The organism is Caballeronia sp. S22, assembly GCF_964261745.1.
GTDB lineage: Bacteria > Pseudomonadota > Gammaproteobacteria > Burkholderiales > Burkholderiaceae > Caballeronia > Caballeronia jiangsuensis.
Window position 1 is genome coordinate 669649 of the sequence record NZ_OZ180035.1, and the last position, 13322, is coordinate 682970.

The following is a 13322-nucleotide window of genomic DNA, read 5'->3' on the forward strand; positions in this document are numbered from 1 at the left end:
AGATTCAGGCATTTTGCTGCAAGGCAATGGAGTTACTTGGAATGAAAAAGCTGCGAATTGGCATCACCATCGGTCTGTTTCACGAGGCCGAGACGCTGTGGAACAACGGTATCAAGCAGAACGCGGTCTTTCTCGCTGAAGCACTTAAGAACTGTCCGAACGTCGAGAGCGTCGTGCTCGTCAATACGACACATGTGGCAATCACGAAGCAACTGCCGTGGGACCTGGAGCGCTGGCCCACAGTCACTTTCGATGGCGCGAAAGACAATATCGACGTGCTGATCGAGCTCGGCGGTCAGATCGATTCGAACGCTACGGAATATCTGAAGCAACGCGGCGCGCGCCTCGTTTCGTATTGCTGCGGTTTCGAATACGTCCATGCGATGGAATCGATTCTGTTCAACAAGCCGAGCTTCGGCGACAACCTGTTCGTGAACCAGCGCTACGACGACATCTGGATGATTCCGCAGGTAGCGAACATCAGCGCGCCGTATTTCGAGGTGATGCGTCGTCAGACGGCGCAGGTCGTGCCGTTTATCTGGAGCCCGATGTTCCTCAACGCTCGCACCGCGTCGTTACCGCGTTCGGGCGAGTATCAGCCGAAAGCGGGACCGCGTCGCCTGAGCGTGATGGAGCCGAACATCAATGTTGTGAAATTCTGTCTTTATCCGACGATGATCGCGGAAATGGCGTATCGAGAGCGGCCGAACGACATTCAGTTGCTTCAGGTGACGAACGCGCAACACCTCGCCACAGAGTGTCGTGAGTTCATCGCGCTGATGAACCAACTGGATATCGTGCGCAATCACAAGGCGGTGTTTCTCGGCCGCTTCGACACGCCGACGTTTCTGGCCGAGAACACGGACATCATCGTGTCGCACCAGTGGGAAAATCCGCTGAACTATTTTTATCTGGAAGTGTGCTGGCAGGGATATCCGCTGGTTCACAACGCCACGTTGTGCACGGATCTCGGTTACTACTATAAGGATAACGACGTGAACGACGGCGCGCGACGGGTCGTCGAGGCCATCGACCAACACGATTCGCAGCTCGCACAATATCGGGATAAGCAGCGTTCGCTGATCGCGCGTTATCTGCCGGATAATGCTGCCCTGGTCGGTGGCTACACCGGATTGCTCGACGCACTCATCAAAAAGCCGATGCGCTAGACCGACGTTTTTCTAAGCAACCGTTCAAAGTTGTCTATGCGCCATGTCTGATCGGACGATCAGACATGGCGCATTTTGTTCTTCGCGGACCCGCTTCGTAATAAAGCGATTCACCTTTTTTGCCGGATTCATTGGGAAATTGTGAATCTGGCGAACCGAGAGCAGAGATTTATTAGTCAAATAGTAAGTTATGCAAATTAACCGCCGTAAATAAGTTTTATCCTAAAAAATGTGTCGCAGTTTTGCTGCACAGATGCTGCGGTCTATTGAATTTAGGACATGTCCGCTTCATTGACGTTGTGCTCCCGAATATTCTGTGCCGTGGTCAAAGGTGCTTCCTTTTTTGTTTTGTAAAAGACGATCGTTTTTTTGTGGGTCAATTCGGTTTATGAATAAGTCATACCGCAGTATCTGGAATGAGAAGGTAGGGACGTTTGTCGCGGTCGCGGAGACCTCGATGGCGCGTGGCAAAAAGAGTTCTGGCGGCGCGGTATGCGACCCGGAAGGCGGTCAAGAAGCCCTTGACGCGTTCGTCCGTAAGGGCAGAGACACTGGCCCGAAGCTTGCCTTGCTTGCGGCGGTTGGCGTTGGCGCTTCCGCTGCTCTACTGCTTGGCAGTTCGAGTGCCTGGGCGGCGGGTGGCGCCAGTTTCTCAGCCTGCTCAAGTGGATCAAGTCCATCAAGTAACGGCTTTAACGCTACTGGATTCGGGGCCGGGACGACCGATTGTGCGGCGAGCTTCTTGGGCCCGAATTTTAGCGGTGTCTTGCTAGAGGGCGACTCCAACAACTACATCAGGGTGGGCGCTGATGGAAACATGGTCCTGCAGACACAGGGCATTATCATGTTCAATGCTCCCACGATCTCATTCAGCAATCGCACGCTGAGCAACGTTGGGATTGGATCGATTAATGCGTCCAGCATGGATGCCGTGAACGGTGGGCAGTTGTTCAGCTTGTCTGCGTCGGTAAGTACGACGATCTCGTCGATCTCGTTCGGTTTCGACTCAATGTCCGTGGCGGTCAGTTCCATGTCCACGGGCGTGGTTAACGCGACGTCGAGCATGTCCACCGCGGTGACTTCGTTGTCTACGGGCTTGAACTCCGTCTCGACCAGCGCGTCGACCGGGCTCAACTCGATTTCGACGGCGTGGACCAGCCTTTCAACGAGCACAGCGGGTACGGTGACGTCTGTGTCGACGGCAGTTGCCTCGATGTCGACCACGGTCAGTACTGCCAGCAGTAAGGTGACGAGCCTGTCCACCAGCCTGAGTTCCCTTTCTACCTCGGCCTCCACGGGCTTGACCACGTTGTCCACGTCGGTTTCTGCCGGAATCAATTCGCTCTCGACCGGCGTGAGCACGACGAACAGCGTGGTAAGTAGCCTCTCCATCGGCGTGAGCACGGCGTCGAGCAAGGTTGACAATCTTTCCACGGTTGTTAGTACTACCACCGGCACGGTGGGTAGTCTTTCGAGCGTCGTGAGTACCACGCAGAACTCCGTCAACGTTCTTTCCACGAGCCTGAGCACCACCAACAGTTCGGTAAGCAGTCTTTCCACGGGACTCGGCACCGTGACCGGTTCCGTAACGAGTCTCTCGACTGGCCTGAACACAGCGAACAGCGCGGTTAGCTCGCTGTCGACTGGCCTGAGCACGACCAACAGCACCGTAAATTCGCTTTCCTCGGGCGTGAGCACGGCCACCAGCGCGGTGAGCTCGCTGTCGACCGGCTTGAGCACGACCATCAGCGCGGTGAGCTCGCTGTCGACTGGCTTGAGCACAACCAACAGCACGGTGAGCTCGCTGTCGACTGGCCTGAGTGCCACCAGCGGCGCGGTGAGTTCGCTGTCGACTGGCCTGAGTGCGACCAACAGTACGGTATCCGGCCTGTCCACAGGCCTGAGCACCACGAGCAGCAAGGTCACCAGCTTGTCGAGTAACCTTTCGACGTTGTCGGCATCGATGTCGACGGGCGTCAATTCCCTCTCGACGGGACTGAGTACCGCCAACAGCGGCATCGGTAGCCTCTCCACGGGTCTCAGCACCGCGAACAGCATGGCGGGCAGCCTTTCCACGGGCCTGAGCACCGTCAACAGCAAGGCAGGCAGCCTCTCATCGGGCCTGAGTACGACCACGGCCACGGTGAATTCGCTCTCAACCGGCGTGAGCACGATCAGCAGCACCGTGACGAGCTTGTCCACGGGTCTCACTTCGCTTTCTTCGTCTGCTTCCACAGGCATCGCCTCACTGTCGACGGGTCTGAGTTCGACCAACGGCGCGGTCAACAGTCTGTCGACGGGTCTTAGCACGACCAACAGCACGGTGAGTTCGCTGTCCACCGGCTTGAGCACCACAAAGAGCACCGTCAGTTCCCTGTCGACCGGGTTGAGCACCACGAACAGCATGGTGAACTGGATGTCGACCGGCGTGAACAGCATGTCCACAGCGCTGAGCACGACCAACAATACAGTCAATTCGCTGTCGACCGGCGTGAGCACGGCCAGCGGCAAGGTCGACAGCCTGTCGACCGGTCTGAGCACGACCAACAGCAACGTCACCAGCCTGTCGAGCAGCGTCGGTTCGCTGTCAACGGGTCTAAGCACGACCAACACCGTGGTCAGCAGTCTGTCCACCGGCCTTAGCTCGACCTCGAGCAAAGTGGATAGCTTGTCGACGGGCCTGAGCACGACGAATAGCACGGTGAGTACACTCTCCACCGGTCTGAATTCTTTGTCGATGTCCACCTCGACGGGTGTCACTTCGTTGTCGAGCGGTCTGAGCACGGCAAGCAGCAACGTTGACAGCCTTTCGAGCGGTTTGAGCACGGCCGGCGGCAAGGTTGATTCGTTGTCGACGGGTCTGAGCACCACCAATAGCAACGTTGGCAGCCTGTCGACAGGTCTGAGCACGACCAATAGCACAGTGAACACGCTCTCGAACTCGGTGAGTACGCTGTCGACGGGTCTGAGCACGACCAACACCACGGTCAGCAGCCTTTCAACCGGCCTCAGCACTACGGGCAGTAAGGTGGACAGTCTGTCCACGGGCCTGAGCGCCGCCAGCAGCAAGGTCACCAGCCTGTCGGCGGGTCTCAGCACGCTCTCGACTTCAGCCTCTACAGGCATCACCTCGCTGTCGACGGGTCTGAGCACGACCAACAGCACGGTCAGCAGCCTGTCGACGGGCCTGAGCACGACCAACAGCAAGGTCGGTAGCCTGTCGACGGGTCTGAGCACGACCAACAGCACGGTCACGAGCCTGTCCTCCACGGTGGGCTCGCTCTCGACAGGTTTGAGCACGACCGGCAGCGTCGTGAATTCGCTGTCGGCGGGCCTGAGCACGACCAACAGCACTGTCGATGGCCTCTCGACCAGCCAGGCAACGCTTTCCACGTCGGTGTCGACTGGCGTCAACTCCCTGTCTTCTGGCCTCAGCACGGCGAACAGCGCAATCACCAGCCTGTCGACCGGCTTCAGCACGGTCAACAGCAATGTCACCGCGCTTTCGAGTTCGGTGAACACGCTGTCGACCGGACTAAGCACGACCAATAGCAACGTGGGTGTCCTGTCGACACGTTTGAGCACGACGAATAGCACCGTCGGCAGTCTTTCTACCGTGGTCAAAGACGCGGTCATGTATGACAGCTCTGCTCATTCGAAGATCACGCTGGGCGGCTCCGGCAAGCCGGCGGTGACGCTGACGAACGTGGCGGACGGCACGAGCCCGCTCGACGCGGTGAACTTCGGCCAGTTGAGCGTGCTTTCGGCCTCCGTGTCGACAGGGTTCGGCTCGCTGTCGACCGTTCTGTCGACTGCTGGCGCTGAAGTGATCACGTCGTTGTCCGTGTCGGCGTCGAGCAGCGTCAACTCGCTGTCGACGGGTCTGAGCACGACCAACAGCAGTCTGAACAGCCTCCATCTCGACTTCCACGACGGCGAGCTCGCTGTCCACGGGTCTGAGCTCGCTGTCGGGTTCGACCTCAAGCAGTATCAGCTCGCTGTCGACGGGTCTGAGCTCGCTGTCGACATCGGCGTCGACCGGCATCACCTCCTTGTCGTCGGGCTTGAGCTCGCTGTCGGTTTCCACGTCGACCAGCATGAGTTCGCTCTCGACGGGCGTGAGTTCTCTGTCGGCCGGGGTGAGTTCGCTGTCCACGGGCATGAGCTCGCTGTCGACGGGCATGAGCTCGCTGTCGGCGTCCACTTCGACGGGCATCAGCTCGCTGTCGACGGGTCTGAGCTCGCTGTCGAACTCGACTTCGACGAGCATCAGTTCGCTGTCTGCGTCCGCTTCGACGGGTCTCAGCTCGTTGTCTAGCGGCATGAGCTCGCTGTCGGCGTCGGCCTCCACGGGTATCAGCTCGCTCTCCGCAGGCATGAGCTCGCTGTCGGCCTCGACCTCGACGGGCATCAGCTCGCTGTCGAGCGGTGTGAGCTCGCTGTCGGCCGGCGTAAGCTCGCTGTCCACGGGCATGAGCTCGCTGTCGGCGTCGACCTCCACGGGTATCAGCTCGCTGTCCACAGGCATCAGCTCGCTGTCCACGGGCATCAGCTCGCTCTCCGCAGGTGTGAGTTCGCTGTCCACGGGCATGAGCTCGCTGTCGGCGTCGACCTCCACGGGCATCAGCTCGCTGTCGAGCGGCGTGAGCTCGCTCTCCGTTGGCGTGAGCTCGCTGTCCACGGGTATCAGTTCACTGTCGGCTTCGACCTCGACGAGCATCAGCTCGCTCTCCGCAGGCATCAGCTCGCTGTCGACGGGCGTGAGTTCGCTGTCCACGGGCATGAGCTCGCTGTCGGCGTCGACCTCCACGGGCATGAGCTCGCTGTCCGCGGGTATCAGCTCGCTGTCGGCTTCGGCCTCCACGAGCATCAGTTCGCTGTCCACGGGTATCAGTTCGCTGTCGGCTTCGACCTCCACGGTCATCAGCTCGCTGTCGGCTTCGACCTCCACGGGCATGAGCTCGCTCTCAGTTGGCGTGAGCTCGCTCTCGGTTGGCGTGAGCTCGCTGTCCACGGGTATCAGCTCGCTGTCGAGCTCGACCTCGACGGCGGTGAACTCGCTGTCCACGGGCCTGGCCAACGCGGTGATGTACGACGATGCCACGCACTCGAAGGTCACGCTGGGTGGCTCAAGCCATTCGCCGGTGACGCTCACGAACGTGGCGAACGGCACGAGCCAGTCCGATGCGGTGAACTTCGGCCAGTTGAGCTCGCTGTCGAACTCGACCTCGACGAGCTTCACCTCGATGTCGACGGCCATCTCGAGCTCGAGCGGTAACTTCGACTCGCTGTCCTCCAGCTTCACGTCGATGTCCACGGGCATCAACTCGCTGTCCACGGGCATGAGCTCGCTGTCGGCGTCGACCTCCACGGGCATGAGCTCGCTGTCGAGCGGCGTGAGTTCGCTCTCCGCAGGCGTGAGCTCGCTGTCCACGGGCATGAGCTCGCTGTCGGCATCGACCTCGACGGGCATCAGCTCGCTGTCGAGCGGCGTGAGCTCGCTGTCCGCAGGCGTGAGCTCGCTGTCCACGGGCATGAGCTCGCTGTCGGCTTCGACCTCCACGGGTATCAGCTCGCTGTCGAGCGGCGTGAGCTCGCTGTCCACGGGCATGAGCTCGCTGTCGGCCTCGACCTCCACGGGCATCAGCTCGCTGTCGAGCGGCGTGAGTTCGTTGTCCACGGGCATGAGCTCGCTGTCGGCCTCGACCTCCACGGGCATCAGCTCGCTGTCGAGCGGCGTGAGCTCGCTCTCCGCAGGTGTGAGCTCGCTCTCCGCAGGTGTGAGCTCGCTGTCCACGGGCATGAGCTCGCTGTCGGCTTCGGCCTCCACGGGCATCAGCTCGCTGTCGAGCGGCGTGAGCTCGCTCTCCGCAGGCATCAGCTCGCTGTCGGCAGGCGTGAGCTCGCTGTCCACGGGTATGAACTCGCTGTCGAGCTCAACCTCGACGGGCATCAGCTCGCTGTCGAGCGGCGTGAGCTCGCTGTCGAGCGGCGTGAGTTCGCTCTCCGCAGGCGTGAGTTCGCTCTCCGCAGGCGTGAGCTCGTTGTCGGCGAGCGTCAGTTCGTTGTCGACCAACGTGAGCTCGCTGTCCACGGGCGTGAACTCGCTGTCGACGGGTATGAGCTCGTTGTCGGCTTCGACTTCGACGGGCATCAGCTCGCTGTCGAGCGGCGTGAGCTCGCTCTCGGCTGGCGTGAGTTCGCTCTCCGCAGGCGTGAGCTCGCTGTCGACGGGTATGAACTCGCTGTCGAGCTCGACCTCCACGGGCCTCAGCTCGCTGTCGAGTGGCGTGAGCTCGCTCTCGGCTGGCGTGAGCTCGCTGTCCACGAACGTGAGTTCGCTCTCGGCTGGCGTGAGTTCGCTCTCCGCAGGCGTGAGTTCGCTGTCGACCAACGTGAGCTCGCTGTCCACGGGCATGAACTCGCTGTCGGCTTCGACTTCGACGGGCATCAGCTCGCTGTCGAGCGGCGTGAGTTCGCTCTCCGCAGGCGTGAGCTCGCTGTCCACGGGTATGAACTCGTTGTCGGCTTCGACCTCGACGGGCATCAGCTCGCTGTCGAGCGGCGTGAGCTCGCTCTCGGCTGGCATCAGCTCACTGTCGACCAACGTGAGTTCGCTGTCCACGGGTATGAGCTCGCTGTCGAACTCAACCTCGACGGGCATCAGCTCGCTGTCGAGCGGCGTGAGCTCGCTCTCGGCTGGTATCAACTCGTTGTCGGCAGGCGTGAGCTCGCTGTCCACGGGTATGAACTCGCTGTCGAGCTCGACCTCGACGGGTATTAGCTCGCTGTCGAGCGGCGTGAGTTCGCTCTCCGCTGGCGTGAGCTCGTTGTCGGCAGGCGTGAGCTCGCTGTCCACGGGTATGAACTCGCTGTCGAGCTCGACCTCCACGGGCATCAACTCGCTGTCCACGGGCGTGAGCTCGCTGTCGGCCTCGACCTCCACGGGCCTCAGCTCGCTGTCCACGGGCATCAGCTCGTTGTCGGCGTCAACCTCCACGGGCCTCAGCTCGCTGTCCACGGGTATCAGTTCGCTGTCGGCGTCGACCTCCACGGGCCTCAGCTCGCTGTCCACGGGTATCAGCTCGCTGTCGGCGTCGGCCTCCACGGGCATCAGCTCGCTGTCCACGGGTATGAACTCGCTGTCGGCCTCGGCTTCCACGGGCCTCAGCTCGCTGTCGAGCGGTATGAACTCGCTGTCGGCCTCGGCCTCCACGGGCATCAGCTCGCTGTCGGCTTCGGCCTCCACGGGCATCAACTCGCTGTCCACGGGCGTGAATTCGCTGTCCACGGGGATGAGCTCGCTGTCGGCGTCGGCTTCCACGGGCATTGGCTCGCTGTCCACGGGTCTGATCTCGCTGTCGAGTTCGGCCTCCACGGCGGTGAATTCGCTGTCCACGGGCCTGGCCAACGCGGTGATCTACGACGACGCCTCGCACTCGAAGATCACGCTGGGTGGCTCGGGCGCGGCGCCGGTGAAGCTCACGAACGTGGCTGACGGCACGGAGAATCCGGACGCAGTGAACTTCGGTCAGTTGAGCTCGCTGTCGGCTTCGACCTCGATGGGTCTCAACTCGCTGTCCACAGGCATGAGCTCGCTGTCGGCATCGACCTCCACGGGCCTCAGCTCGCTGTCCACAGGCGTGAGCTCGCTGTCGAGTTCGACCTCGACGGCGGTCAGCTCGCTGTCCACGAATGTCAGCTCGCTGTCGAGCTCGGCCTCCACGGGCATCAGTTCGCTGTCCACGGGTGTGAGCTCGCTGTCCACGGGCATCAGCTCGTTGTCCGCGTCGGCCTCCACGAGCATCAACTCGCTGTCCACGGGCATCAGCTCGCTGTCCACGGGCATCAGCTCGCTGTCCGCGTCGAGCTCCACGGCGATCAGCTCGCTGTCCACGGGCGTGAGCTCGCTGTCCACGGGCATCAGCTCGCTGTCCGCAGGCATTAGCTCGCTGTCGAGCTCGGCTTCCACGGCGGTCAGCTCGCTGTCCACGGGCGTGAGTGAGATTGACCCGGTCCGACGGACAGATTTGCAGTTAAAGATTTGTCGTGGTCCGGCCTCCCTTAAGCGTTGAGTCGCGAGTTGTCCACGGACGGGCAGCGGGTCGCTTCTCACGACCACGACGCTGCCCGTCGGTGGACAACTCGTAGGGTGATGCGGTTTTTGTCTTCGCGCTCAGGTTTTCGAATTCGAGCGGCGAACAATAGCCGATGCTGCTATGCAGGCGGCGTACGTTGTACCAGCCTTCCAAGAAGGAGAAGATGCGCCTCCGTGCTTGTTCATGGGTCGCGAAGTGTTCGCGCGACAGGAGCTCTGCTTCAAGTGTCCCAAAGAAGGATTCGCACATCGCATTGTCGTACGCGTCGCCGGCTGTACCCATCGACGGCTGCACGCCGGCTTCGCGGCAGCGTCGCCCAAAGGCGATGGATGTGTATTGGGCCCCCTGGTCGGAATGCAAAATCACGCCCTCATGACGTCGCTGCTGGAGGGCCATGTCGAGCGCGCGCAACATCAGTTCGGTGTACAAGTGGTTCGACATCGCCCAGCCGACGATGCGCCGGCTGAAGACATCAAGCACCACAGCCAGAAAGAGAAAGCCTTCTGTTGTCGGAATGTAGGTGGCATCTGCGACCCACAGTATGTTGGGCCCTTCCGCATTGAAGTGCCGGCGCACGAGGTCCGGCGCGCGCCGTGCCCCGGCACGCTGGCGCGTTGTACGTGGCCAGCGCCGTCGGCTTGCTCCCCGTAGGTCCGCGATGCGCATCAGGCTCGCGACTCGTTTGCGTCCCACGTGCACTCCCTCGCGCGCAAGTTGCGCATGGATGCGCGGCGCCCCATACGTACCTCGTGAACTCGCATGCAACGTACGAATGCGCGTCAGTAGTTGAGCATCGCTACGTGACCGCTTTGATGGCTCCCGCACCAGCCACGCGTAGTAGCCGCTGGTCGAGACTCCCAGCAGCCGGGCCATCGTGGCAACGGGCCAACGGGCCTGATTCGCTCTCATGAATCCGTATCCTTCGAGGATACGGCTCCTGTCTCGCGGGCGAACCAGGCTGCAGCGTGAGAGAGAATGTCGCGCTCCGTCTTCAATTGCCGATTCTCGCGGCGCAAACGGGTGAGTTCTTGGCGCTCAGCCGTGGTCAACCCCTCCTGACGCACGCCGGCGTCAATATCCGCCTGCGCCACCCAGTTGATTATCGTCTGCACACTAGGCTCGAACTCTCGCGCTAGCTCCTCGGGTGTTCGCCCCGCCTTCACCAGCTCGACGATGTGAGCCCGGAACTCCGCCGGGTACGGTGCTCGATGCTTGCCCATTTTGGCACCCCCTTTTTCCTAAAGGATAGGTGTCCGTTTTGGCGGGTCAATCTCAGAGCTCGCTGTCCACGGGTATCAGCTCGCTGTCGGCTTCGGCCTCGACGGCGATCAGCTCGCTGTCCACGGGTATCGACTCGGTGTCGACGGGCATCAGCTCGCTGTCGACTTCGGCCTCCACGAGCGTGAGCTCGCTGTCCACGAGTGTCAGCTCGCTGTCGAGCTCGGCCTCCACGGCGGTCAGCTCGCTGTCCACGGGTGTGAACTCGCTGTCTACCGGTATGAGCTCGCTGTCGACCTCAACCTCGACGGCGATCAGCTCGCTGTCCACAGGTGTGAGTTCGTTGTCCGTGGGCATTAGCTCGCTGTCGACGGGTATCAGCTCGCTGTCGACGGGTTTCAGCTCGCTGTCGACCTCGACGTCCACGAGCATCAGTTCGCTGTCCACGGGCATTAACTCGATATCGACGGGAATCAACTCGATCTCGACCACGGTCAGCACTGTGATCAACGACATTTCGAGCATTTCGACATCGTTGAGTTCGATCAGCGGCGGCAAGGGCATCAAGTACTTCCACGCCAACATTGACGAAAACGCGCCTGACTCGCAAGCGAAGGGCGTGAACTCGATCGCGATCGGCAGCAACGCTCAGGCTAACGCAATCAACTCCGTGGCGATCGGTAACAACTCGGTAGCGAACGAGGAGAACACCGTGTCGTTCGGAGGCGGAAGCGGCCCCAACCTTCGTCTGACGCACGTGGCCGATGGTGTCGCCGATACCGATGCCGCGACGGTTGGCCAGTTGAAGAAGACCGGTCTGCTTGGCCCGGACGGCGAGGCGCGCACTGCCGTGACGTACGACGTCAACAAGGACGGCACGACCAACTACAGCGGCATCACGTTGGGTAACGACACCTCGGGCACGGCTATCCACAACGTTGCTGACGGCACGGCCGCGACGGATGCAGTGAACATGCGTCAGTTGGGCAAGGTGACCGACGCGATCACCAACTTGTCTGTCAGCTCGAACCCGATGTTCGCCGCAGACGGTGATCGCGCGCTGGAAGCAGCCAAGGCGAGCGGTACGCACGCAGTGGCAAGCGGCGCGAACGCACAGGCAACGGGCGCGAACTCTGTCGCGAACGGTGCAGGCGCGGTCGCCAGCGGCAACGGTGCGACGGCCGTCGGCGCAGGCAGCCGGGCGACAGCGGATAACTCCGTTGCGCTGGGCCAGAACGCGACGGCGGATCGTGCGGACACGGTGTCGATCGGCTCGGCGGGTGGCGAGCGTCAGATCACCAACGTGGCCGCCGGTACGCAAGGCACGGATGCCGTGAACGTGAACCAGTTGAATCAGGCAACGACGCAAGCCAATTCCTATACCGACTTGCGCGTGGGTCAACTGCAAAACGCGATCACCGATGTTCAGCGCAAGGCTTACTCGGGTGTTGCTGCGGCGACGGCCTTGTCGATGATTCCTGAAGTCGACAAGGACAAGGTCATCGCGGTTGGCGTGGGTGGTGCTGGCTATCAGGGCTACGGTGCATCGGCCCTCGGTGTGAACGTGCGCATCACGCAGAACCTGAAGATGAAGGCGGGCGCGGGTATCAGCGGCAATGGCAACGTGTACGGCGCCGGCGCTGCGTACCAGTGGTAAGACAGGTCGTCTGAAGTAGGAAGTCAGCGTGTCTGGGCGGTCGTTCGGTTGTGCGATCGCCCAGACTCTGAATCACGATTCATGGGTTCAGCCGGTGCAATGATTCAGCCGTGCCCTGGTTCCATTAACGGCTCGGGACTTCACAAGGGCAATAAACCCAACAATTCCTGCGATATATATGTTTTGTATATATATCGCATTTTTACTTTCAAAGCAGACGTCAGGTAAGCGACGGGCAGGATGGTTCCAAGTGAACGTGCGAGTGCGTCCCGTTATGTTGATGGCATTCGAAAAGTGTAAATGAGTCGCGCTAGTGGATTGCTGGCCAATCGTTTGATTGTGCGAGCACAGGTAGTTCGCAATCAGATAATTCCCGAATTTAGCGATCGTGGAGGCTTGCGGGTTTTAGGATATGTCCGCTTCAGGTCACATACGCGTTGGCATATTCTGTGTCGCAGTCAAAGGTGTTTCCTTTTTTCTTTCTGCAAGCGCCGCTTTGCACGAAGTGAGTCAATCGGTTTATGAATAAGTCATACCGCAGTATTTGGAATGAGAGTGTAGGAACGTTTGTCGCGGTTGCCGAAACGGCGATGGCTCGTGGTAAGCAGGCGTCTGACAGCGTAGGCCGCGGGGCGGTTGACCTGGAAGAGGTTGCGGCAGGGGAAATGCCGTTAAAGAGGACGCGTTTGGCGGCCGGACTTGGCGCCTCCGTGGCGGCACTATTCGGTTTTACCGGGGGGGCAGCGCCAGCTTACGCCGTCGTGGATTGGAACTCCCCGTCGATCGCTACATGTTTAGGCACCCCTGGATACGGATACGGGATGAGTAGCACCACGGCCGTGGGTAGCCTAGGGGCTAATTGCTACATGGCGGAGAATGGCAATGGCGGCAGCACGACTTATTGGCCAATTTCCTTCACCGTTAATGCTGGCGACGGCGAAGTCATGCCCAATTACATTCCGACCGGGGCCAAGGCAACCGGAACTGGTCTTTATCTCTACAGTACCATCCAAATGGGACTCGTCGCGAATAAGACGCTTACTTTCAACTCGAGCGTAATTTCATTCTCGGGAAGCAAATTAACGAACGTGAGCAATGGCGCGATAGTGGGCGGTAGTCTCGATGCGATCAATGGCAGCCAGCTCTTCTCCGTGTCGACGTCGGTCTCGACAGCGCTCC

4 protein-coding genes and 4 pseudogenes are annotated in these 13322 nt (G+C 60.7%); 6 read left to right on the forward strand and 2 right to left on the reverse strand.

Features of this window, described 5'->3' with window-relative positions:
• The first annotated feature begins 41 nt into the window (after nt 1-41).
• The 4 genes and pseudogenes from ACEN42_RS03205 (at nt 42) to ACEN42_RS03220 (ending at nt 9244) form a co-directional block, all read left to right on the forward strand.
• Nucleotides 42-1169 carry a DUF2827 domain-containing protein gene (locus tag ACEN42_RS03205; RefSeq protein ID WP_371880605.1) on the forward strand — a complete coding sequence of 376 codons (1128 nt, stop codon included), beginning with the start codon at nt 42-44 and terminating at the stop codon, nt 1167-1169.
• A 388-nt stretch (nt 1170-1557) separates the two neighbouring features.
• Nucleotides 1558-1614 (forward strand): annotated as a pseudogene (locus ACEN42_RS03210) (ESPR-type extended signal peptide-containing protein); the annotation flags it as partial.
• A gap of 477 nt (nt 1615-2091) precedes the next feature.
• A pseudogene (locus ACEN42_RS03215) lies at nt 2092-5188 on the forward strand (beta strand repeat-containing protein); the annotation flags it as partial.
• 1068 nt (nt 5189-6256) lie between these two features.
• Nucleotides 6257-9244 (forward strand): beta strand repeat-containing protein, encoded by a 2988-nt coding sequence (locus ACEN42_RS03220; RefSeq protein ID WP_371881056.1) that lies wholly within the window; start codon nt 6257-6259, stop codon nt 9242-9244.
• 108 nt (nt 9245-9352) lie between these two features.
• Here the strand turns inward: ACEN42_RS03220 and ACEN42_RS03225 are convergent.
• Nucleotides 9353-10488: pseudogene (locus ACEN42_RS03225) on the reverse strand (IS3 family transposase); the annotation flags it as partial.
• Nucleotides 10489-10540: 52 nt separating this feature from the next.
• The gene (locus tag ACEN42_RS03230; protein WP_371880606.1) at nt 10541-11050 is read right to left on the reverse strand and encodes a hypothetical protein; all 510 of its coding nucleotides are present in this window, start codon (nt 11048-11050) and stop codon (nt 10541-10543) included.
• Here ACEN42_RS03230 and ACEN42_RS03235 point away from each other — a divergent pair.
• Entirely contained in the window at nt 11022-12143 is a 1122-nt protein-coding gene (locus tag ACEN42_RS03235) for a YadA family autotransporter adhesin (RefSeq protein WP_371880607.1), read from the forward strand. The genes ACEN42_RS03230 and ACEN42_RS03235 overlap by 29 nt on opposite strands.
• Nucleotides 12144-12664: 521 nt before the next feature.
• Nucleotides 12665-13288 (forward strand): annotated as a pseudogene (locus ACEN42_RS03240) (ESPR domain-containing protein); the annotation flags it as partial.
• Nucleotides 13289-13322 lie beyond the last annotated feature (34 nt).